The sequence below is a fragment of the Streptomyces sp. NPDC048424 genome (genome assembly GCF_040651555.1).
In the GTDB taxonomy this organism is placed as follows: Bacteria; Actinomycetota; Actinomycetes; order Streptomycetales; family Streptomycetaceae; genus Streptomyces.
Genome location: NZ_JBEZKE010000011.1, coordinates 1 through 20,866, shown reverse-complemented (window position 1 = coordinate 20,866; position 20,866 = coordinate 1). Strand labels below are relative to the sequence as shown.

Genomic DNA, 20,866 nt, shown 5'->3' with positions numbered 1-20,866 from the left:
AGGGCGGACAGGACCTAACCGCGGCGCTCGTACACCGTCACGCGGCGGCCCCGCACCTGCCGGTCCTCCACCACCGCGAAGTGCTCCCGCAGCACCGCGGCCTTCGCCTTGTCCCGCTCCGCCGACGGGGCCTTCGCGACCTTCGCCGAGTCCGTCACCAGCAGCACCCGCCGCTCCCCGAGCAGCGCCGCCCGGATCCGCTCCGGTTCCGCCTCCTCGCCCTTGAGCGTGGCCGAGTCGACCGGGGTCCGGGCCAGCGCCAGGTCGCTCAGGCCCGTGAAGGCGCCGGGGGAGACCAGCGCGGTGTCCCGCCGTGCGGCCGGCACGAACAGCACCGCGTCCCCGTCCCGCTTCAGCTGTTCCACTTCGCCGGCCACCGCCAGGACGTCGTCGACCCGGCTGGCCGGGGCCCGCTTGCCCAGCTCCACCGGCAGCAGGGCCACCACCGCCACCCCGACCACACCCGGCACGAGCAGCCCCGCCGCCCCCGGGAACCGGGACGCGCACGCCCGTACGGCCGCGCCCAGCGCGGCGCCGATCAGCAACGCCAGGCCCACCATCGAGAACAGCACGTACCGGTCCAGGAACAGCGGCTGGACCAGCGACAGACCGATCAGCCCGAGCTGCGGCACCGCCAGCAGCGGCAGGCCCACCGCCGCCGCCGAGAGGCTCTTGCGGTCGGGCCGGTCCGCCCACGCGCCGAGCCCGCCGACGGCGAGGAGGATCCCCGGACCGATCAGCATGTGCCAGGTCAGCGGCGGTATCCAGGACACCTGGTCCGACTGGCCCCGGCTGAACAGGACCAGCGGCAGCGCCCCCGCCGCCGCGGCCGTACCGTACGCCGCCCAGCGCAGCAGGACCCCGCGCCCGGCCCGTACCCACCACAGGGTCGCCGCGTGCGCGGGCAGGACCAGCAGCGACAGCCAGTTCAGCAGGGCGCACGCCAGCACCGTGACCCCGTACGCCGTCCAGCGCGGCCAGGCCCGCCGCCCGGGCCCGCCCTCCACGAGCGAGACCAGCAGCAGCGTCGACAGTCCGGCCCCGGCCGCGACCAGCGCGTACGGCCGGCCCTCCTGCAGGTAGAACTGGACGGCCGGCAGCAGCCCGAGGGCCAGCCCGCCGCCGAGCCCCGCCCAGAAGCCCGCCAGCCGGCTCCCGATCAGCGCCACGCACGCCGCCGCGGCGGCGACGGCCAGCACCGACGGCAGCCGCAGGGTCGTCGTACTCGCGCCGAAGACCTCGAAGAGCCCGTGCATCAGCAGGTAGTAGAGCCCGTGCACAGCGTCGACGTTCCCGAGCATGCGCCATATCTCGCCGGCCGGCCGCCCCGCCACCTGCCAGGTCGCCGCCTCGTCCCGCCACACGCTGTCCTGCCGCGAGAGCCCCCACAGACCGAACGCCAGGGTCCACAGGAACGGAACGAGCCGGAGGAGGAGCCCGCGTCGGGCCGCGGATATGTGGCAAAGCATGAAGGTGCGGGGATCCTCGGTCTGGTGTTCGGGCGGAAGACACCAGTCTATGGACGCCACGGACGGTTTCCGGACCGCCTGTTGTGCACGACGGAGCGTGATCGCCCGGCGTCGTCGCCCCTAGCCTCGCCGCAGGAGCACGAACGAGGGGCGGTACCCGGTGAACTGGCTCATCCACGACTACCGCGAGAGCGATCTCGCAGCGGTGGTCCACCTGATCGACACCACGGCCGAACTCGGCCAGGAGTCCGTCTTCTCGCTCGCCGAGTGCATCAGCGCGCTGACCGACCGCCAGCCCTGCGTGGTCGCCGTCCACCAGGGCGTCCCGATCGGCGCGGCACTCGCCTGCGTCACCGGGGAGCGGGCCTGGGTCATGCGCATCGCGATCGCCGCCGGCTGGCGCGGCCGCGGCCTGGCCAGCGCCCTGCTCGTCGAGCTGGAGCGGCGGCTCATCGCCGCGCGCGTCGGCCGCATCGCCTACGTCCTGCCCGAGGAGGACCTGCTCGGCGAGGGCCTGCTCAACGCCGGCTACACCAGGCAGCCCGCCGTCGCCTACTTCGAGAAGACCGAGCCCCTGCACGGACCGGCCGCCGGCCTCCTCGACGACCTCGGTGGCCGCTTCCTCCCCAACGACCTGTGGGCCAAGGTCGCCGGCATGGAGAAGGAGAAGGACCTCATCGAGCGGCGCGTGGTGCTGCCGCTCGCCGAGCCCGAGCGCGCCGCCTCGCACGGGGTGCGGCCGCCGCGCGCGATCACCCTCTTCGGCCCGCCCGGCACCGGCAAGACCACCTTCGCCCGGGCCATCGCCTCCCGGCTCGGCTGGCCCTTCGTGGAGCTGCTGCCCTCCCGCCTCGCCGACGAGGGCAACCTGGCCGCCGCGCTGCGCGACGCCTTCGCCCGGATCGCCGAGCTGGAGCGCGTACTCGTCTTCATCGACGAGGTCGAGGAGATCGCACCGGTGCGCACCGAGCCCGCACAGCCCGGCGGGATCCACGGCGTGACGAACGAGCTGCTCAAGCTGATACCGGGCTTCCGTGAGGGCGACGAACGGCTGCTGGTGTGCGCCACCAACTCCATCCGCTCCCTCGACCCGGCCTTCCTGCGGCCCGGGCGCTTCGACTACCTGATCCCGATCGGCACCCCCGACGCCGGCGCGCGCGCCGCGATCTGGTCCCGCTACACGGCGGGGCGCACGGACGTGGACGTGGCGGCCCTGGTCGCGGCGACCGAGCTGTTCACCCCGGCCGACATCGAGCACGCGGCCCGGATCGCGGCGCAGGTGTCCTTCGAGCGGGACCTGGAGGCCGTGGGCGCGCGGGGCGCGGCCGCCGCGCAGCTGGGCGCGACCACGGAGGACTACCTGGCGGCGGTCCGGCAGTGCCGGCCGACGGTGACCCCGGCGATGACGGGCGAGTTCGAGGCGGACATCACGGCGCACGCCCGGTTCTGACCGGCGCCACGCCCCCATGGACTTCCGTCCCCCGGTTGCGGCGGGGGAGGGAACGCGGAACGGCCCGCGGCCACTCCCCAAAGCGGCCGCGGGCCTCCCGCGCGGACTGGCAGCCGCGCGGGACGGCCACGTTCCGGTGTGGGGTGTCGCCGGCCGGAACGTGACACGCAGCGGTGCCTGAGGGCATCCCTGAACCCTCGTCAACGCCTTCCAGTGAACCGACGCACGGGCCGCCCGCGCCTCGGCCGGACGGCCACCTTCCGCTCGGCCGAACGGCCGAACCGCCGGGCGGGGACCGGGTCGGCTACCGTCGGGCCATGGGCTTCGTCATCTTCATGACCCTTCCGGGGCTGGTTCTGCTGCTCACAGCCATGGCCTTCCTCGACCTGGCGCTGGAACGCGCGGGCCGCGCGGGCCTGTTGCCCTGGCGCTGGAACGGCCGTCAGGGGCAGATGTCCGCCACCGGCTTCGAACAGCTGCACGCCAGTTTCTCGCCGGGCAAGCAGAACGAGCTCAAGGAACGGCAGAGCGCCCTCGTCCTGCGCGACGACGAGGAGGACGGCGCGCCGCCGCGTTCCCGCGTGGACCTCGACGGCGGGCTCGCCGTCATCCGGCTGCCCGCTACGGGGAGCAGCGGTACGTGAACTCCACCGCGGCCGTGCGCTGCTCCGGGGACAGCAGGCGCAGTTCGGCCCGCGCGGGGTAGTTCCCCGCGCCCTGGAACGTCCACAGCAGGTGCAGCCGGGCCTCGCGCTGTCCGCGCGGCACCCGCTCGGTCAGCTCCTCCGACTGCGTGCCGTCGCTGCGGACCCAGCGGTAGGTGAGGGTCCCCGGGCGCCCGTTGGTCCCGACGACGGCGACCACGTCGGCCGTCGCGTCACAGGGCGGGCCCTGGGGATCGGTGCTCACGGCCACGCCCCGGACCTCGATGCCGGGCCCGAACCGCTGCCACCCGAGGTACGCGAGGACGGCGGCCAGCACCACCGCGGCGAGGGCGTACCGCCGCAGGCCGACGATGCGGCGGCGCCGGGGCGCGGCGACGGAGGCCACCACCACGGGGAACGGCGCGGGCATGGCCGCGGTCACCCCGGGCCCGAACCGGAGCACGGATCCCTCGACCCGGTCGGGGGTCACCTCCGGGGCCGCCGGCGGACCGGAGAACCAGTGGCTCCCGAGGACGGTGGCGCTGTAGTCGTCGCCCTCGGGGGCGCGGGGACCGGTCATCGGGGCACGTCCTGACAGCGCAGAAGGTACTGAGAGGCCGACGCCGACTTGTTCCCGGCGGCCGGCTTCGTGGTCACCCGCACGCCTCCGTAGCAGCCGCGGTCACGGGTGAAGGTGTGGGACTTGACCACGGTGACCGGCGAACCGGCCTGGACCGTGAACGACTCCGTGCCGTCGGCGACGGAGAAGGAACCCTGCGCACCGCCCAGGAACCACTCCAGCACCACGGTGACCGGCCCGGTGCCCTGGGCGGCGACGGAGACGGTCGCGTCGCCCCGGTACACACCGGTCTTCAGCGACACGTCGACCTTCGTGACCACCAGGGTCGGCGTCGGCGTCGGCGTGGGCGACCAGCTCACCGTCGGCTTCGGAGTGGGGCTCGACGAGTACGAGGGCGACGCGGACGGCGATGCGGACGCCGACGCGGACGTGGACGGCGAAGGGCTCGCGGACGCCGAGGCGCTGGGACTCGGCGAAGCGGAAGCGGAAGGAGAGAGCGTCGGATCCGGGGTCGGGGACGCCGATCCGGGCGGGGCCGCGCTCGTCGTGGCGAAGGCGCTCAACGCCGAGGCCCCGCCGGGGGACGCGCCGATCGCGTCCGTGGTCAGCACCACCACCGCGCCCAGGACCAGCGCCACCCCCGCCGCGAGCCAGCCGCTGCGGCCGGGCGCCCAGCCCGAGCCGCTGCTCAGGGTGGTCGTGGCCACCGCCGTGGTGCCCGCCGCCGGGGCGCCCGCCGAGGGGAACAGCAGCGGCAGCAGCGCGGCCAGCGCCGCCAGCTTGCGCTGCCCGCGCTCCTCCCACTCGGGCCCGTACGCGGCCAGGGCCACGCCCTCCAGCTCCGCCACGAACGCCTCGGCGTTCTCCGGGCGCTGTTCGGGCCGCTTGGCGAGGCCGCGCCGGATCAGCGGGCGTACGGGCTCGGGGGCCTCGGTCTCCGGGACCGGCGCCTCTATGTGCTGGACGGCGAGCTCGGCGAAGTTCTCCCCGTCGTACGGCTTGCGCCCGGTGAGGCACTCGAAGAAGGTCGCCGTCGCCGCGTACACGTCGGCCGCGGGCGAGGCCGGCCGGCCCTGCCACTGTTCGGGGGCCATGTAGGCGGGGGTTCCGGCCACACCGGGCGTGGTGCCGCGGTTCGCGGCGATCCCGAAGTCCACCAGTTTCGAGGAGCCGTCGGCCGCGACCAGCACGTTCTCCGGCTTGTAGTCCCGGTGGACGACGCCGGCCCGGTGCGCCGCCGCGAGCCCGAGCAGCGATCCCTTGAGGACCACCAGCGCGGCCTCGGCGTCGGCCTGCCCGGACTGCTTGAGCAGCGCGCGCAGGGAGATGCCGTCGACGAGCTCCATCACGATGGCAGCGCCGCCGGGGGACTCCACGTACTCGTACAGCCTCACCACGTACGGGGTCCCGAGCCCGCCCAGGAGGCGGGCCTCGGCCCGGAACTCCCCGACGAACGCGGGGTCCTCGCGCAGCCGGTCGCTGAGGTACTTCACCGCGACCGCCGTGCCCGTGGCGTCGTGGACGGCGAGCACCACGCGGCCGCTGCCGCCCGCGCCGAGCTCCCGGACCTCCGTGTAACCCGGGACCGACCATGCCGCCCGCGTGTCCTTCATCGTTCCCGCCCCCTGTCCGGCTGTCCGCCGTGCCGTGCCGCACTGTGTCCCCGTGGCCGGCCGGTGACCGGCCACCCCCTGGGACACGGTTTCCGGCACGGCCGGTTCCCAACCGTGCGGGGTGTCTCAGGCTGCGGCTCTCAGGCCGCGGCCGCCATCGCGCCGATCATGTCGTGCAACCGGTCGGCGGCCGCCCGTCCGAAGGCCGGGTCGTTGATGTGCGTGTCGTAGTCGTAGAGCCGGGCGGCGCTGCCCCGCAAGCCTTCGCGCAGCGCCGAGAACAGAGCCCGGTCCGCGCCGGGGTCATGGTACGGGCCGCCCGGCGATCCGAGCGTGGACAGTCCGCGGAGCGGGACGCAGACCGCCGTGGGGCCGGTCGCGACGCGGAGTTTGGCGGCGACCCGGCGGCCGAGTTCCGTACATTCCGCCGGGTTCGTACGGATCACCGTGATGGACGGGTTGTGGACGTGGACGCCCCGGTCCAGGACCCGCTGGGGCAGGCTCTCCAGCGGGCCGAACTTCACCATGTCCAGCGCCCCCAGGCTCACCACCTGCGGGATCCCGGCCCGCCCGGCCGCGCTGAGCCGGTCCGGGCCCGCGGTGAGGATGCCCCCGCACAGGTCGTCGGCGAGCTCGCTGAGGGTGAGGTCGAGGACGCCCGCGAAGACCCCCTGGCCGGCCAGGGTCTCCAGGGTGCGGCCGCCGGTGCCGCTGACGTGGAAGACGAGCACCTCGTAGCCGAGGTCCGTCAGCCGTTCGCGCGCCGCGTCCACACCGGCCGTGGTCACGCCCGCCATGCTCGCCGCGATCAGCGGGCGGGCGCCCGCTCCCAACCGGGGCGGGCGGCGCTCCAGGGAGGTGCGGGCGTAGGCCCTCGCCATCCCGGCGATCGCCTCGACGGCGTTCGCCAGGACCGGTCCGGAGACGCTGTTGATCCCCGCGATGTCCACGACGCTGTACATCATCGTGATGTCCGAGGAGCCCACGTACGGGCTGACGTCCCCGGAAGCCATGGACGAGACCATCAGTTTCGGTACGCCCAGCGGCAGGGCGCGCATCGCCCGGGTGGCGATGGAGGTGCCGCCGCTGCCGCCGATCGCGAGCACCCCGTGCAGCCTGCCCTCGGCGTGCAGGCGCAGCAGCGTCGCCTCCGCGCCGCGGGCCATCGTGGTCACGGCCGCGCCCCGGTCGGCGGCCACGCGCAGTTCCGACAGTTCCGTTCCCGCCGCCCGGGCGACCGCGTCACGCGGCACGTCGGCGGGCACCCGGGGTTCGCCCATGATTCCTGTATCGACCAGTACCACTTCGACGCCGGCGCGCAGCAGCCTCTCGCGCAGCCAGCCGTACTCCACACCCTTGGTGTCCAGGGTTCCCACCAGCACGACGTTCGTCATATGTGCAATGTCCATGCAGGTGGGAGTGTTGGCAAGCGCGAGTACGAGTCAGCTCTCAAGGCCCCCCAAGAGCCCCAACAGCCGCTCCAGGAAAGGAACCTGAGACTTAATCAGCATTTTTTCGGCCAGCGGCGGAGCAAACCATGCCACCCGGTCCAGCTCCGGGAACTCCTGTACGTCCCCGGAGTGCGGTGGCCACTCCATGGTGAAGGTCCCGGGCACCATCAGCTCCGGGTCGAGGTCCGCCTCCACCGCCCAGATGGTCACCAGCTTCCCGCTGGTCAGCCGTACCTCGCCCAGCGGCAGGTACTCGCCCTCCGGCGGGGGCAGCCCGATCTCCTCGGTGAACTCCCGGCGGGCCGCGTCCCGCGGCGTCTCCTCCGGTCCGTACTCGCCCTTGGGGATGGCCCAGCCCCCGGCCTCCCGTCCGGCCCAGAGCGGGCCGCCCATGTGCCCGAGCAGGACCTCCACCCCGGACGTCTGCTCTTCCGGCCGTCCGCCGGTCCGCCGGAACAGGAGCAGTCCGGCACTGCGCTTGTGCGTCATGGGTCCATCCATGCCCCGTACGACCGCGGGTCAGTGCTGCCGATCGGTGCTCCGCGCCCTGGAGGACGTCGTCGGGAGGACGTGGTCAGCAGGACGTGGTCAGTGGGCGTGCGGCCCCTGCCGGTGGACCGGCCCGTGCGCGTCCGCGCAGTGGGGGCCGGACGGGCCCTCGCCCGCGCGGCCGACCGTGAGGAGGGAGTCCTGCGCGTGGTCCACCTGGAGGGTGGTGTGCGTGATCCCGTACTCCTTGGCCAGCAGCCCCTCCAGGTCCCGGCGCACGGCGTGGCAGTCGCCCTCCGGCTCCACCAGCACGTGCGCGGAGAGCGCCGCCTGGCCCGAGGTGATCGTCCAGATGTGCAGGTCGTGCACCTCGGTGACGGGCGGGTGCCCGACGAGCCGGTCGCCGACCGCGTCCGGGTCCACATGGGCGGGAGCGGCCTCCAGGAGTATCCGGCCGGACTCGCGGATCAGCCCGTAGCCCGCCTTGAGCATCAGCACCACCACGACCAGCGTGGCGATCGCGTCCGCCTGCCGGAAGCCGGTGGTCAGCACGATCACGCCGGCGACGGCGGTCCCGATGAAGGCGAAGAGGTCGTTCAGGATGTGCTGGTAGGCGCCTTCCACGACGAGCGCCGAACGGTTGGCCCGGGAGATGCACCAGGCCGCGGCCACGTTGACGGCGATGCCGGCGAGCGCGGTCACGACCACCAGGCCGCCTTCCACCGGCGGCGGGTCCATCAGCCGCCGCACCGCCTCGTACGCCAGCCAGAGCCCCAGCAGGATCAGCGTCAGGCCGTTGGCCTGGGCGGAGAGGATCTCCGCGCGCTTGAGGCCGTACGTGAAACCGCCACGGGCCGGGCGGGCCGCCAGCCGCATCGCGATCAGCGCGAGGACGATCGAGACGGCGTCGGTCAGCATGTGCGCCGCGTCGGAGATCAGGGCCAGGGAGTTGGCCATGACGCCGACGACGACCTCGACGGCCATGAACCCGCCGATCAGGGCGAGCGCGATCGCCAGCCAGCGCCGGTCGGCGTCGGCGGACACGCCGTGGCTGTGTCCCGCGTGACCGTTCCCGTTCCCGTGTCCGTGCCCGGGCCCGTGGTCGTGGTCGTCGTGCGCGTGGTCGTGCCCACTCATGGCGTCCCCCGTCTCATCGCGGCACCCGTGTGTTCGGATCCGTCGCGTGAAGTGAAGCGCACCCCGGCGAGATGGGCAAAGGCTGCAACGGGGACCGTTGTCATTACCCATAAGAGGCCTCTGACCTGCGATGATGTCGGGCCGCTGCCGGGTGGGCGGCTTCATGGGAAAATCTGCTCATGGTCCAGCGCCCCGGTGTGCCGACCGCACCCGAGCTCGTTCTCGTGACCGACACGGGCTCCGTCGCGATGAGCCCGGGCCGGACGTACCACGTCGGCAGGGACCCGCTCTGCGAGATCTGCCTGGAGGACGTCAGGGTCTCCTGGCACCACGCGGTCCTGCGCCCGGAGGGCGACCACTGGACGGTGGAGGACGAGCACAGCACCAACGGCACCTGGGCCGACGGCCGGCGCGTGCACGAATGGAGCGTCGGCGTCGGCAGCCAGCTACGGTTCGGCGACGCCGAGGACGGCCCGCGCGCCGTCCTCGTCGATCCCCCGCCGCCCCCGCCTCCGCCTCCGCCGCCTCCGCCGCCTCCGCCGGCCGCCGCCGCGCCCTCCGCCGGGCCGGACGCCGCGTACGCCGCCAGGCCCTCCGGGGTCTCGTCGATGTACCGTACCTTCCAGCGGCCGACGACCGTACGCCCGCTGCTCGCCCGTACCGCCGTGAGCATCGGCCGCGACCCCGGGAGCGACCTCTTCATCGACGACCTCACCGTCTCCCGCCGGCACGCCGAACTCCGGGCCCTCGCCGACGGCACCTACGAGATCGCCGACCTCGGCAGCCACAACGGCACCTACCTCAACGGCGCCCGCCTCGACCGCCGGGCCGCCCCCCTCCGCCAGGGCGACATCGTCGGCATCGGCCACTCGGCCTTCTGCCTCGTCGGCGACGAGCTCCAGGAGTACGTGGACACGGGCGAGGTCTCGCTCGACGTCCAGGGCCTCACCGTCGCCGTCGACAAGGGCCGCAAGGTCCTCCTCGACCGCGTCTCCTTCCCCGTCGGAGCCAAGTGCCTGCTCGCCGTCGTCGGCCCCAGCGGCGCCGGCAAGTCCACCCTGCTCGGCGCGCTCACCGGACTGCGCCCCGCCGACCAGGGCACCGTCTTCTACGACGGCCGCGACCTCTACCGCGACTACGCCGAACTGCGCCGCCGCATCGGCCTCGTCCCCCAGGACGACATCCTGCACTCCCAGCTCACCGTCCGGCGCGCCCTCGGCTACGCCGCCGAACTGCGCTTCCCGCAGGACACCGCCAAGGCCGAACGCCAGGCCAGGGTGGAGGAGGTGATCGGCGAACTCGGCCTCCAGCAGCGCGCCGACCAGCCCATCCACAGCCTCTCCGGCGGCCAGCGCAAACGCGTGTCCGTCGCCCTGGAGCTGCTCACCAAGCCCTCCCTGCTCTTCCTGGACGAGCCCACCTCCGGCCTCGACCCCGGCATGGACCGCTCGGTGATGCACATGCTGCGCGGCCTCGCGGACGACGGCCGCACGGTCATCGTCGTCACCCACAGCGTCCTCAACCTCGAAGTCTGCGACAGGCTCCTGGTCCTCGCGCCCGGTGGGCGGACCGCCTACTACGGCCCTCCGGAGGAGGCCCTCGGATTCTTCGGCTTCGAACAGTGGCCCGAGGCCTACGAGGCGTTCGAGAACGACCAGAACCGCGACTGGGCCGGACAGTACCGGGCCTCACCGCTGCAGAGCCGCTACGTCGACGTCTCCGCCGGAAGGCCCCCGCCCCCGCTCGCCGGAGAGGCGCCACGGGGCGGCGGCGCCGTGCCGGGGCCGCCGCCCAAGGCCCAGAGCTGGGCCTCCCAGCTCTCCACCCTGATCCGCCGGTACACCGCCGTGCTCGGCGCCGACCGCACCTTCCTGGCCATCATGGTCGGGCTGCCGTTCGTCATGGGCGGCTTGGCCCGTGCCCTTGCCGGCAGCGCCCTCTCGGCCGAGACGGGGCTGAACGCGCTGTTCATCCTGGTCCTGGGCGGAGTCCTCACCGGCGCCTCCAACGCGGTGCGCGAAATCGTCAAGGAACGCGTCATCTACCAGCGCGAGCGCGCCGTCGGCCTGTCCCGGTCGGCCTACCTGATGTCCAAGGTGATCGTCCTCGGCGCGCTCACCGTCGCCCAGGCCGTGGTCCTCACCGTGGTCGGCCTCGCCGGGGTCGACACCAACGCCCCCGGCGGCAAGGGGATCTTCCTGCCGCCGCTGGTCGAGATCACCCTCGCCGTCGCCCTGCTGTCGTTCACCTCGATGCTGCTCGGCCTGATGATCTCCGCCCTGGTGACCAGGGAGGAGGCCACCATGCCGCTGCTGGTCCTCCTCACCATCGTCCAGTCCGCCTTCTGCGGCGCCCTCCTGAAACTCGCCGGCGTGCCCGTCCTCGAACAGCTGGCCTGGTTCGTGCCGGCCCGGTGGGCCATGGGCGCGATGGCCACCACCACCGACCTGGGCGCGATCGTGCCCCTCAAGATCACCCAGGACCCGATGTTCGATCACAAGGCGAGCCTGTGGCTCGTCGACGTCGGGATGCTGCTCGCCCTGTGCGTGCTGTTCACCGTGCTGGTGGCCCGGCTGCTGCGCCGCACCGAGCCCGCGGTCATGAGGAAGTAGCGGCCCATGACCAGCCCCGGTCCGGCCGAGGACTTCCGGCCCACCCACATCGTTCCGCAGGAGGGTCTTCCCGCCTGGGAGATCCCGGACGTGTCCCGCCCGACCGTGCCGCTCGACGGCTTCCTCCCCGTACAGCTGCTGTCCCGGCGCGGTGACTGGGGCGAGGTCCTGTGCGCCAACGGCTGGTCCGCCTGGGTGGACGGCCGGCTCCTGGTGTCGGTGCCGCAACCCCCGCCGACGGCCGACCGCCCGCTCGCCCGTAAGGAGGACGTGCGGCCGCAGCTCACGCGCGCCGCGGAGGCCCTGGAGCGCTACCGGCGTGCCGTGGACGAGCTCGCCTCGGGCAGAACGGACGCCGACTCCTTCCGGCGGACCGTACGGGGGCTGCGGGCCGGGGTGGTCCTGGACGGGGAGTCGGTGTGGGTCTACGACCCCACGGCGGGGAAGTGGCTGTACGGCGACGAGAGCCGCCTGACCACCTTCGCGGTCGTGGCGGCGCCCGGGGCCTCGCCCGAACCGCCGCCGCAGCCACCGCCCGCGCCGCCGACGCCCACGCAGGTGAGCGGGGGGTCGGGCGTACCTCCGGAGCGGCCCCCGGCGGACGGGGCGGCCGGGGGCGGCCCCGCCGCCGACGCGGAGCACGACACCACCCGGATCGTGAACACGCGCGACCCCGAAGCCGACTGAACACGGTCACTGAACACGGCACCGACACACGGTCCCGGAAGCCGACCGGACGCGGTTTCGGAAGTCAGGGCGCGGCCGGGCCGGGGCGCGCTGCGGCAGGTTCCTCGACGCGGCCGCGGCGGTGCAGGGGACGGGCCAGGAGGGCGCCCAGGAAGCCCGCCACCACGCCCCACAGCAGGGCGAGCCCGACCGTGCGCCACAGGACGGGATCCAGCAGGACCGTGCCGCCGAGCCCGTCCACCTCGCCGATGCCCAGCAGGGAGAGGCCGAACTGCGCCTGGATCCGCCCGAGCAGACAGACCGTCAGGGTCGCCAGGGCCAGGGCCACGCCCAGGTGGAGCGCGTGCTGCCAGGGCCGGACGTGGGCGGGGGACCGTACGGCCGCCAGCACGCCGGTGCCGAGCAGCAGGACGGCGGCCACGGCCACCAGCCACCACGCCCGGGAGTCGTGCTCCGCGAGCGAGGCCACGTCCACCGTGGACGCCTCGGAGCCGCGCAGCACCTGGTCCAGGAGCTGCGGCATCGGCAGCCCGAACGGGCCGTCGACCCGGCCCTGCCAGGCGCCGCCGAAGCCCAGGGTGAAGGCGAGCCAGGCGAGGTTCGGCAGCCCGAGCAGCATCACGGCGAAGGTCCGGGCGGCATGGCCCTGGGTCGCGGCCACCACCAGGCCGACCCCGATGCCGAGGACGACGTAGGCGAGGAGCAGCAGCATCGTGGCGAAGGCGGCCGGGCGCAGCGCCGCGTGGAAGCGGACCAGGCCGGCCGGGAGCGGGGCGCGGCGCGAGACCAGCAGGGCGATCAGCAACAGGCCCAGGATCCACAGCAGTCCGAAGAGGAGCGTGGCGGGCAGATCGGCCCGGAACCCCACGGTCGGGGCGGAGTCGAGGAGTTCACCGATCACCCCGGCCGGGGAGTCGGAGGTGGAGAGGCCGAAGGTCTGCCGGGCCAGGAGCGCGGCGCCGGTCAGTGCGAGGAGCCACAGGACCACCAACGGCAGGGCCCGGCCGATGAGTTCGCGGGGCCGGGCCACCGCCCGGTTGTGCAGGGGGTGCAGGAAGCAGGAGCCGGCCGTGAGGGCGCCGGCCAGGCTCACCGACAGCGGGACCACCGACAGGCTCACGTCCGCCCCCGCCAGGACACCGGCGCCGCCCGACACCTCCAGCGAACCGCCGGCCGCCATCACGACGACCGCGGCGACCACACGGGGGAACGCGCCGCCCGGCAGATCGCCCGCGCCCGCGCACGCCAGCCCGGCGGCGGCGACCACGGTCATCACGGCGAATCCCGCCACGACGGCGACGAGGGCGTCCCTCCATGCCCTCGCGGAGCCCCCGGACGATGGTGATCTCGGTATTCGGCTCACCCTGCAACCGTGGCACCCTCGGCTTGCGGGCACCACCCGGATGGCGCACACAATGGTCCGCAGGGAACTCCCTCCTCCTGGGAAGAAGAGCCCGTGACCACGCAACCCTCCGGCCGGCCGCCCTCGTCAGAGCGCCCCAGCGGGCCGCCTTCCGGCCCGCTTTCGGGCGGGCAGCAAGGGCCGCCGCCGCCCCCGCCCCCGTCCGCACCGCCCGCGTCGGGCCCGCCCGGCGGGCCCGGCGGCCCTGACAAGGGGCCGTGGTGGCGATCCGTTCCCCGACTGGCCACGATGCTCGTCGCGGTGGTGGCGGTCGTCGCCCTGGCCGTCGTCCTGACCCGGCCCAGCGGTACCGACAACGCCGGCGGTGAGGTCTTCCTGCAGCCGGCCGCCGCCTCGGGGCCCGACCCGTTCACCGAGTCGGTCGCGACCACCCAGGACGCGCCGCCGGAGAGCCCGACGGCGTCCCCCACGGGCCCCACGGGCTCCAAGCCCCCCGTGAGCCCCAGCGCCCGCGCGAGCTCCCCTGCGGGGACCACGACGGGCACCAGGAGCATCAGCGGCTCCGCACCCGGCGTGTACGGGGGTACGAGGGACTCCGCCAGCTGCGACGTGGAGAAGCTGATCGGTTCGCTGTCCGCGGACCCGTCCAAGAACGCCGCCTTCGCCTCGGCCCAGGGCATCCAGCCGCAGTCCGTCCCCGCGTTCCTCCGCTCGCTCACCTCGGTGCAGCTGCGGATGGACACCCGGGTCACGAACCACGGCTACCAGAACGGCAAGCTCAACGCCTACCAGGCCGTGCTGCAGGCCGGGACGGCCGTGCTGGTGGACGACCGAGGGGTGCCGCGGGTGCGCTGCGCCTGCGGGAACCCGCTCGGTCCGCCGGTGGCGCTCAAGGCCGACCCGAAGCGCTTCGGGCAGACGTGGTCCTCGTACCAGCCGCAGAAGGTCGTGGTCATCGCACCGGCACCCGTCGTGATCCACAAGATCGTGATCTACGACCCGCACAACCGGCACTGGTACGAGCGCGACAAGGGCAGCCACCACGGCAGGCCCGACCGGCCGGTGCCCCCGCCGCCGATCCACACGCCGACGATCATCCCGACGAAGCCGACGGGGACGCACACCTCCCGGACGCCCACGGGAACGCACACGTCCCCGACCCCCACAGGGACGCACACGTCCCCGACGCCGACGGGCACCCACACGTCCCCGACGCCGACGGGCACGCACACCACGCCGACGCCGACGGACACCCACACCACGCCGACGCCGAGCGACACCCACACGACGCCGACACCGACACCGACGCCGACTCCGACGCCCACCGAGACCGAGACGTCGGCGACGCCGACCGAGACGGAGACGTCGGCGACACCGACGGCGACGGAGACCCCCACCCCCACCCCCGCGACGCCGACCGAGACGCACACGACGGCGTCAGCCGAGACGACTCCCGAGACCACGCCGGAGACGACGCCGGAAACGACGCCTGAGACCACGCCGGAAACGACCCCCGAGACCACGCCGGACACGTCCACGGAGCAGCCTGAGACAGAGGCCCCGACGCCCGTGGAGCCGGAGGTCACGGGCAACCAGTCCGAGTAGCCCCACAGCACCTCCAGCGGCACCCCGAGTGCACCGCTTCACCCGAACGGGCGAAGCGGTGCACTCGCGTGACCCGGGTGCCACGGACCCGGGTGCGGGATCAGGCCCGGCCGCGCCGGGTCAGTGCGTCGCCCGCCGCGCCCACCGCGAGGCCGAGGACGAGCATGACGACGTAGCCGTAGATCTCGTAGCCGTCGGGGACGAGGAAACGGACGAAGCCCATGAAGTGGATCCAGCCGAGCCACTCGTGCAGGAGACCGCTCGCGCCGCCGACGACGAGGACGAAGGAGAGCAGCCCCGTGACGGCCGCCAGGGGTGATTTCGGGGTGGAGGAGGTCATGCTCCGACGGTAGGAGCCGGGCGCCGGCCACCGGATCGGCCTTAGGGCGCTCGGCGCTCGTACTTAAGTATCCGATCCGGGGTGGGAGGGTCCCGTCACGGGCCCGCCCGCGTAGATTCCGCAGACATGCGCCGCATCCACCGAACCCGCCGGGACTGGGCCGTCGACCTGGGGCTCTTCCTCTTCGCCGCCTGCTTCGCGGCGATCAGCTCGCAGTCCATCCCGGTGGCGCAGGACCTCGGTCCGGGGTGGCGGGCCGCAGACCAGGTGGTCGGCGGGCTGGCGTGCGCGGCGGTCCTGCTGCGGCGGCGCTGGCCGGTCCAGCTCGCCGTGGTCCTGCTGCTGGCCGGCAGCCAGGCGCACTACCTGACCGGCCCGACGATGGTCGCGGTGTTCACGGTGGCCGCGACCCGGCCGTGGAAGACCACGGCGTGGGTGGCGGCGCTGGCCTTCGCCCCGCTGCCCGTCTTCCTGTGGCAGCTGGCGGACATGCCCGAGGAGCGGGCGGGCGCGGCCGTGACGTACTTCGCCCTGATCGCCGGGTCCATCGGCTGGGGGCTGTTCCGGCGCTCCCGGCAGCAGCTGATCGCCTCCCTGCGCGAGCGGGCCGAACTGGCCGAGGCGGACGCGGAGTCACGCGCGGAGCGGGCGCGCCGGGAGGCCCGGGAGGAGATCGCCCGCGAGATGCACGACGTGCTCGGCCACCGGCTGTCGCTGCTGAGCGTCCACGCGGGCGCCCTGGAGTTCAACTCGGGCGCCCCGCGGGCCGAGATCGAACGGGCCGCCGGGGTGATGCGGGAGAGCGCCCACCTGGCCCTGCACGATCTGCGCGAGGTGATCGGCGTACTGCGGGCGGGATCCGGGTCGGGGCCGGCGGAGGGCGAGCGGCCGCAGCCGGAACTGGCGGACCTGGCCCGGCTGGTGGCGGAGGCGCGGGCCGCGGGCGGCCGGATCGAGTTGGCCGGGCCGCCCTCGGGGGTTGAGCCGCCGCCCCTGGTGGGGCGTACGGCGTACCGGATCGTCCAGGAGGCGCTGACCAACGTACGCAAGCACGCGCCGGGCGCGGCCGTCGACGTACGGGTGGCCGGGGGCCCGGGGGACGGGCTCACGGTGGAGGTGCGCAACGCCCGGCCGCCCGGGCCGGATCGGGCTCCGGACGCGGCGGCAGCCCTCGGGGGAGCGGGAACCGGAACGGCAGTGGGGGCGGGCGGCGGGCAGGGGCTGATCGGCCTGGCGGAACGCGCCCGGCTGGCGGGCGGGGAGCTGACGGCCGCCCCCGCCGAGGGCGGGTTCCAGGTGCACGCCTGGCTACCCTGGCAGGGCTGACCGAAGGCCGGCGGCAGACGGCCGACGGGGACGAGGGAGGAGGCGCGGGTGATCCGCGTACTGCTGGTCGACGACGACGCGATCGTCCGGGCCGGGCTGCGTCTGATGCTGGGCGGCGCCCCGGACATCGACCTGGTCGCCGAGGCCGCCGACGGGGCGGAGGTGCCCGGGCTGGTCGCCGCCCACGGACCCGACCTGGTGCTGATGGACATCCGGATGCCCGGTGTCGACGGGCTGGCCGCGACCGAGGCGCTGCGGGCGCGGCCGGGGGCTCCGGAGGTCCTCGTCCTGACCACCTTCCACACCGACGCGCACGTGCTGCGGGCGCTGCGCGCCGGCGCGGCCGGGTTCCTCCTCAAGGACACGCCGCCTCAGGAGATCGTGACGGCCATCCGGACGGTGGCCGCCGGGGACCCGGTGCTCTCCCCGGCCGTCACCCGCCGCCTGATCGACCAGGTGGCGGGCGGCTCGGGGCAGGACGAGAGGGCGGCCGCCGCCCGCGCCCGGCTGGCGTTGCTGGCCGAACGCGAGCGGGAGGTGGCCCTGGCGGTCGGGCAGGGCCTGTCCAACGCGCAGATCGCGCGGGAACTCCACCTGGCGCTGCCCACGGTGAAGACCCACGTGTCACGGATCCTGACCCGGCTCGACCTCAACAACCGCGTCCAGATCGCCCTGTTGGTCCATGACGCGGGCACGCGGGACCCGTCCGGGTGAGGCGGGCCGGCGTCAGTTCGCCGTGCCGCCGCCCGGCTGCGCCACTGCCTCCGCCACTGCTTCCGCCTGCCGCAGCGCGGCCTTGAGCGCGGTGTCGAGCGCCTGGTCCGCCGGGACCCGGACGTCGGGAACGACGCCCACGCCCTCCCAGTTGGTGCCGGTGACCGTGTTGATGCTCCGGGCCGCCGGCACGGTCACGAGCACGTGCTCGGAGACCGCGTGGCGGGCCGTGGGATGGGCGCCGCCCCGTGTCGTCGCACCGACGACGACGGCCCGGCCCTGGGCCTGCAGGGTGTACGCCACGTCCTCGCCGCCGGAGAAGGTGGTCTCGCTCGTGAGCACGTAGACCGGGCGGTCGGTGTAGCGCGGCGCGGGCAGGTGCCCGGACGTCCAGTACTGGCGGGTCGTGTCGGTGGTCCGGTCGTAGATGTCGTTCAGGTGCACCTGGTCGTCGGCGAAGAAGTAGCTGCACCACATCGCGGCTCCTTCCGGAGCCCCGCCGCGGCAGCCGCGCAGGTCCAGCACGAGCGCGGAGCTGCCCGCGACCAGCTGCATGGCCGCGCCGATCACGCTCGCGCCCTCGACGGCGGTGGCGATCCACCCGATCTCGATGAGCCCGATGTTGCCTTCGAGGTGCTCGACGCGGCGCACGCCCTGGTTGTGCTCCCTCAGCAGCCTGAGGAACGCGGCCCGCCCTCCGTCCGCCGACACCGGTTCGAGGGACTGCGGCTCCTCGGTCCAGAGCAGGCGCAGGTGCTTGTCCGGGCACACCTCCTGGAGGTGCGCCGTCACGGTCTCGCACAGTGCCGGCCCGTCGAGGCCTTCGTACGCGCCCGCCGCGAGACGGCCGCGGACCGCGGCCTCGATGACGACGGCCTTCTCGGGGAAGACGTAGCCCGCACCGATCCGGTCCAGGGCCTGTTCGATGATCTGTTCGTTTGTAGGCATGGCGGGTCATGTTAGACGGCCAACAGGCCGCGGACCAGCGGATTTTCCGGTGCGCCGCCGCGTTGCGGCCCGTCCGCGCCGGTCGCCGGCGGCGCCGGGGTCGCCTCCCCCCGGAGCACCGGCTGGATCTCGACGGCGGGGCGCCCGAGCCGGCGGGGGAGAACGGCCGACCCGGGTGTGTCCGTGGGGTGGTCGTGGGGCGGTCGTGCCCCACGGGGACACCGGCGGGGGAGAGTGAGACCCTGGCTGCATGGCCCGCAGGGGAAAGAACCCCGAGGTCGACTGGCCCGCGCGGCCCGATACGAGCCTTGCGCTCAACCGCATGGGTACGTTCGACTGGGACCTCGACAGCGGGCGGATGCACCTGGATCCCACCGCCCTCGAGGTCCTCGACCTGCGCCCGGACGAGTACAACGGCACCCCGGAGGGGCTCCGGGCGCGGCTGGCCCCCGCCGAGGAGGCCCGCCTCGACACCCGCGTCGCGCAGGCGATCAAGGACGGCCGAAGCCACTACGGGGCCTACGTCCGCACCCGCAGCCGGGACGGGGCGCCGGCCTGGACCCACATCCAGGGCCACATCCTGCGGCACCCGGACGGGCGCCCGTACCGCGTCATCGGGATCTTGCGCGACGCCGCCCACGACCCGGGCGACCCCGGGGCGGCCGGGGAGCAGGCCGAGGGCCGGGCCCGGATGACGGGCGTCGTCGAGCGGACCACCGCGATCCTCGCCCACGCCCGCACCGTCAACGACGTGACCGACGTCCTCAAGGACCCCCAGGCCCTCGGGCACCTCGGCGCGGTCAGCGTGATGCTGGGCGTCGTCGACGGCGGCCGCATCCACCTGGTCGCGGAGGGGCAGCTCGGCTCGTACGTACCGGAGATCGAGTACACGCGGATCGACGCGCGGTTCCCGATGAGCGAGGCCGTACGCACCATGCAGCCGGTCTTCCTCGTCTCGCGCGAGGAGTTCCAGCGCCGCTACCCGGAGCTGTGGCCGTACATCGAGCCGCTGTCCGTCCGCAGCGGCGTCTACCTCCCGCTGATCGCCCAGGGGCGCCCCATCGGGGCGCTCGGGCTGCTCTACACGCGGGAGGGGGAATTCACCGCCGAGGAGCGGAACCTGCTGATGGCGCTCGGCAGCGGCGTCGCGCAGGGCCTCCAGCGCGCCATCCTCTTCGAGCAGGAGCACGACCTGGCCGAAGGGCTCCAGCGGGCCATGCTCCCCCGCCGGATCCCGGAGGTGCCGGGTGCGCGGATCGCCGTACGCTACCGGTCCGCCCGGATGGGGCAGGACATCGGCGGCGACTGGTACGACGTGATCCCGCTCGGCGACGGCCGGGTCGGGGTGATGATCGGCGACGTCGAGGGGCACGACACGGACGCGGCCGCCGTCATGGGGCAGTTGCGGATCGTGATGCGCGCGTACGTCGTCGAGGGGCACACCCCGGCGGCGGCGATGGCGCGGGCCTCGGCCTTCCTGCGCGAACTGGAGACGGAACGGTTCGCCACGTGCACGTACGCCGAGGTGGACCTCACCACCGGGATGCTCCGGATGGTCCGCGCCGGCCACCTCGACCCGGTCGTACGGCGCGGCGACGGCAGCTGCCACCGGATCCAGGTGGCGGGCGGGCTGCCGCTCGGGCTGCCGGCCCGCGAACAGCCCGGTACCGGCACCGGCTATCCCGTCACCAGCCTCGAGCTCCACCCCGGGGACACCCTCGTACTGTGCACGGACGGCCTGATCGAACGCCCCGGCGCGGACCACGACACCGGCATGCGGGAGTTCATGGCCGCGGTCCACAGCGGCCCGGTCGACGTGGAGGAACTCGCCGAAGTGCTGTGCGACCTGGTCGGGGACTCCGGCGGGGGCGACGACATGGCCCTGCTCGTCCTGCGCCGCCGCGGCACGCCCGGCGCGCGCGGCGGCGGCCCGCTGCGCCAGCGGCTGGAACCGGGGGACACGGAGGCGCCGGCGCTGGCCCGGCACCTGATCCGGGCGGCGGTGGCCGCCTGGGGAGCGCGGGAGCGGGCCGACGAGATCGAACTGGCGGCGGACGAGCTGATGACCAACGCCCTGGTCCACACGGACGGCGGCGGCGACGTCAGCATGCGGCTCACGGCCCAGGGCCGGATCCGCGTCGAGGTCGAGGACTCCAGCAGCGCCCTGCCGAGGCGGCGGGAGGCGGGGGACTGGGCGGTGTCGGGGCGCGGCCTGATGCTGGTGGACCGGCTCGCGGACGAGTGGGGCGTGGAGCCCCGGGGCGGCGGGAAGTGCGTGTGGTGCGAGTTCGCCGTGGCCGCACCGGAACAAACGGGCTGAGCCCGTCCCCCCGCTGCCGCCCGCGTGCCGCAGTGGGAGGGCCGCGCGGGCGGCACCTCGTCGAACACCGTCACCGTGCCCATCGGCGCCGACGGCAAGGTCCTCACCCAGCTCAACT

At 74.1% G+C, this 20,866-nt stretch carries 17 protein-coding genes; 8 read left to right on the top strand and 9 right to left on the bottom strand.

The annotated features are described in order from the left end of the window. Nucleotides 1-14: 14 nt before the first annotated feature. Nucleotides 15-1,469, bottom strand: a complete 1,455-nt coding sequence (locus AB0D29_RS17760; RefSeq protein ID WP_362855165.1) for a hypothetical protein — start codon at nucleotides 1,467-1,469, stop codon at nucleotides 15-17. 160 nt (nucleotides 1,470-1,629) lie between these two features. On the opposite strand from AB0D29_RS17760, the gene AB0D29_RS17755 reads away from it, so the two are divergent. Then, complete coding sequence (locus tag AB0D29_RS17755) at nucleotides 1,630-2,919, top strand: bifunctional GNAT family N-acetyltransferase/ATP-binding protein (protein WP_362855163.1); 1,290 nt, start codon at nucleotides 1,630-1,632, stop codon at nucleotides 2,917-2,919. Nucleotides 2,920-3,236: 317 nt separating this feature from the next. Then, entirely contained in the window at nucleotides 3,237-3,563 is a 327-nt protein-coding gene (locus AB0D29_RS17750) for a DUF6191 domain-containing protein (protein ID WP_362855161.1), read from the top strand. On the opposite strand, the gene AB0D29_RS17745 is transcribed toward AB0D29_RS17750, so the two are convergent. The 5 genes from AB0D29_RS17745 to AB0D29_RS17725 all read right to left on the bottom strand — a co-directional run bounded on the left by AB0D29_RS17745 (nucleotide 3,541) and on the right by AB0D29_RS17725 (nucleotide 8,833). Further along, nucleotides 3,541-4,143 carry a hypothetical protein gene (locus tag AB0D29_RS17745; RefSeq protein ID WP_362855160.1) on the bottom strand — a complete coding sequence of 201 codons (603 nt, stop codon included), beginning with the start codon at nucleotides 4,141-4,143 and terminating at the stop codon, nucleotides 3,541-3,543. The two genes, AB0D29_RS17750 and AB0D29_RS17745, sit on opposite strands and share 23 nt — an antisense overlap. After that, nucleotides 4,140-5,756: a serine/threonine-protein kinase gene (locus AB0D29_RS17740; RefSeq protein WP_362855158.1), complete on the bottom strand. Its 1,617-nt coding sequence runs from the start codon at nucleotides 5,754-5,756 to the stop codon at nucleotides 4,140-4,142. The genes AB0D29_RS17745 and AB0D29_RS17740 overlap by 4 nt, the downstream gene beginning before the upstream one ends. A 140-nt stretch (nucleotides 5,757-5,896) precedes the next feature. Beyond that, on the bottom strand, nucleotides 5,897-7,150 hold the full coding sequence (locus AB0D29_RS17735) for a Tm-1-like ATP-binding domain-containing protein (RefSeq protein WP_362855463.1): 1,254 nt from the start codon (nucleotides 7,148-7,150) through the stop codon (nucleotides 5,897-5,899). Between the two features lie 48 nt (nucleotides 7,151-7,198). Next, nucleotides 7,199-7,696, bottom strand: coding sequence for an NUDIX domain-containing protein (locus tag AB0D29_RS17730; RefSeq protein ID WP_362855157.1), 498 nt, complete (start codon nucleotides 7,694-7,696; stop codon nucleotides 7,199-7,201). 99 nt (nucleotides 7,697-7,795) lie between these two features. Continuing rightward, nucleotides 7,796-8,833: a cation diffusion facilitator family transporter gene (locus tag AB0D29_RS17725; protein ID WP_362855156.1), complete on the bottom strand. Its 1,038-nt coding sequence runs from the start codon at nucleotides 8,831-8,833 to the stop codon at nucleotides 7,796-7,798. A gap of 179 nt (nucleotides 8,834-9,012) precedes the next feature. On the opposite strand from AB0D29_RS17725, the gene AB0D29_RS17720 reads away from it, so the two are divergent. Together AB0D29_RS17720 and AB0D29_RS17715 are read left to right on the top strand one after the other, a co-directional pair. Continuing rightward, entirely contained in the window at nucleotides 9,013-11,445 is a 2,433-nt protein-coding gene (locus AB0D29_RS17720; RefSeq protein ID WP_362855155.1) for an FHA domain-containing protein, read from the top strand. Nucleotides 11,446-11,451: 6 nt separating this feature from the next. Then, nucleotides 11,452-12,132, top strand: coding sequence for a hypothetical protein (locus AB0D29_RS17715; RefSeq protein ID WP_362855154.1), 681 nt, complete (start codon nucleotides 11,452-11,454; stop codon nucleotides 12,130-12,132). Between the two features lie 64 nt (nucleotides 12,133-12,196). Here AB0D29_RS17715 and AB0D29_RS17710 read toward each other — a convergent pair whose 3' ends face one another. Further along, nucleotides 12,197-13,495, bottom strand: a complete 1,299-nt coding sequence (locus AB0D29_RS17710; protein WP_362855152.1) for a streptophobe family protein — start codon at nucleotides 13,493-13,495, stop codon at nucleotides 12,197-12,199. 288 nt (nucleotides 13,496-13,783) lie between these two features. On the opposite strand from AB0D29_RS17710, the gene AB0D29_RS17705 reads away from it, so the two are divergent. After that, complete coding sequence (locus tag AB0D29_RS17705) at nucleotides 13,784-15,100, top strand: DUF6777 domain-containing protein (RefSeq protein WP_362855151.1); 1,317 nt, start codon at nucleotides 13,784-13,786, stop codon at nucleotides 15,098-15,100. Between the two features lie 100 nt (nucleotides 15,101-15,200). Here the strand turns inward: AB0D29_RS17705 and AB0D29_RS17700 are convergent, their stop codons facing one another. Continuing rightward, nucleotides 15,201-15,440 carry a hypothetical protein gene (locus AB0D29_RS17700; protein WP_362855149.1) on the bottom strand — a complete coding sequence of 80 codons (240 nt, stop codon included), beginning with the start codon at nucleotides 15,438-15,440 and terminating at the stop codon, nucleotides 15,201-15,203. Between the two features lie 126 nt (nucleotides 15,441-15,566). On the opposite strand from AB0D29_RS17700, the gene AB0D29_RS17695 reads away from it, so the two are divergent. Together AB0D29_RS17695 and AB0D29_RS17690 are read left to right on the top strand one after the other, a co-directional pair. Beyond that, nucleotides 15,567-16,766 (top strand): histidine kinase, encoded by a 1,200-nt coding sequence (locus tag AB0D29_RS17695; protein WP_362855147.1) that lies wholly within the window; start codon nucleotides 15,567-15,569, stop codon nucleotides 16,764-16,766. Between the two features lie 48 nt (nucleotides 16,767-16,814). Further along, nucleotides 16,815-17,480 carry a response regulator transcription factor gene (locus AB0D29_RS17690; RefSeq protein WP_362855145.1) on the top strand — a complete coding sequence of 222 codons (666 nt, stop codon included), beginning with the start codon at nucleotides 16,815-16,817 and terminating at the stop codon, nucleotides 17,478-17,480. A gap of 12 nt (nucleotides 17,481-17,492) precedes the next feature. Here the strand turns inward: AB0D29_RS17690 and AB0D29_RS17685 are convergent, their stop codons facing one another. After that, the gene (locus AB0D29_RS17685) at nucleotides 17,493-18,428 is read right to left on the bottom strand and encodes a S41 family peptidase (RefSeq protein WP_362855143.1); all 936 of its coding nucleotides are present in this window, start codon (nucleotides 18,426-18,428) and stop codon (nucleotides 17,493-17,495) included. 250 nt (nucleotides 18,429-18,678) lie between these two features. On the opposite strand from AB0D29_RS17685, the gene AB0D29_RS17680 reads away from it, so the two are divergent. Further along, nucleotides 18,679-20,748, top strand: coding sequence for a SpoIIE family protein phosphatase (locus AB0D29_RS17680; RefSeq protein ID WP_362855142.1), 2,070 nt, complete (start codon nucleotides 18,679-18,681; stop codon nucleotides 20,746-20,748). The last annotated feature ends 118 nt before the right edge of the window (nucleotides 20,749-20,866 follow it).

Coding starts and splice junctions, on each gene's coding strand:
- AB0D29_RS17720 (WP_362855155.1), top strand. CDS start 9,013: ATGGTCCAGCGCCCCGGTGTGCCGACCGCACCCGAGCTCGTTCTCGTG.
- AB0D29_RS17680 (WP_362855142.1), top strand. CDS start 18,679: ATGGCCCGCAGGGGAAAGAACCCCGAGGTCGACTGGCCCGCGCGGCCC.
- AB0D29_RS17725 (WP_362855156.1), bottom strand. CDS start 8,833: ATGAGTGGGCACGACCACGCGCACGACGACCACGACCACGGGCCCGGG.
- AB0D29_RS17730 (WP_362855157.1), bottom strand. CDS start 7,696: ATGACGCACAAGCGCAGTGCCGGACTGCTCCTGTTCCGGCGGACCGGC.
- AB0D29_RS17685 (WP_362855143.1), bottom strand. CDS start 18,428: ATGCCTACAAACGAACAGATCATCGAACAGGCCCTGGACCGGATCGGT.
- AB0D29_RS17735 (WP_362855463.1), bottom strand. CDS start 7,150: ATGACGAACGTCGTGCTGGTGGGAACCCTGGACACCAAGGGTGTGGAG.
- AB0D29_RS17745 (WP_362855160.1), bottom strand. CDS start 4,143: ATGACCGGTCCCCGCGCCCCCGAGGGCGACGACTACAGCGCCACCGTC.
- AB0D29_RS17750 (WP_362855161.1), top strand. CDS start 3,237: ATGGGCTTCGTCATCTTCATGACCCTTCCGGGGCTGGTTCTGCTGCTC.
- AB0D29_RS17760 (WP_362855165.1), bottom strand. CDS start 1,469: ATGCTTTGCCACATATCCGCGGCCCGACGCGGGCTCCTCCTCCGGCTC.
- AB0D29_RS17695 (WP_362855147.1), top strand. CDS start 15,567: ATGCGCCGCATCCACCGAACCCGCCGGGACTGGGCCGTCGACCTGGGG.
- AB0D29_RS17700 (WP_362855149.1), bottom strand. CDS start 15,440: ATGACCTCCTCCACCCCGAAATCACCCCTGGCGGCCGTCACGGGGCTG.
- AB0D29_RS17715 (WP_362855154.1), top strand. CDS start 11,452: ATGACCAGCCCCGGTCCGGCCGAGGACTTCCGGCCCACCCACATCGTT.
- AB0D29_RS17705 (WP_362855151.1), top strand. CDS start 13,784: ATGCTCGTCGCGGTGGTGGCGGTCGTCGCCCTGGCCGTCGTCCTGACC.
- AB0D29_RS17740 (WP_362855158.1), bottom strand. CDS start 5,756: ATGAAGGACACGCGGGCGGCATGGTCGGTCCCGGGTTACACGGAGGTC.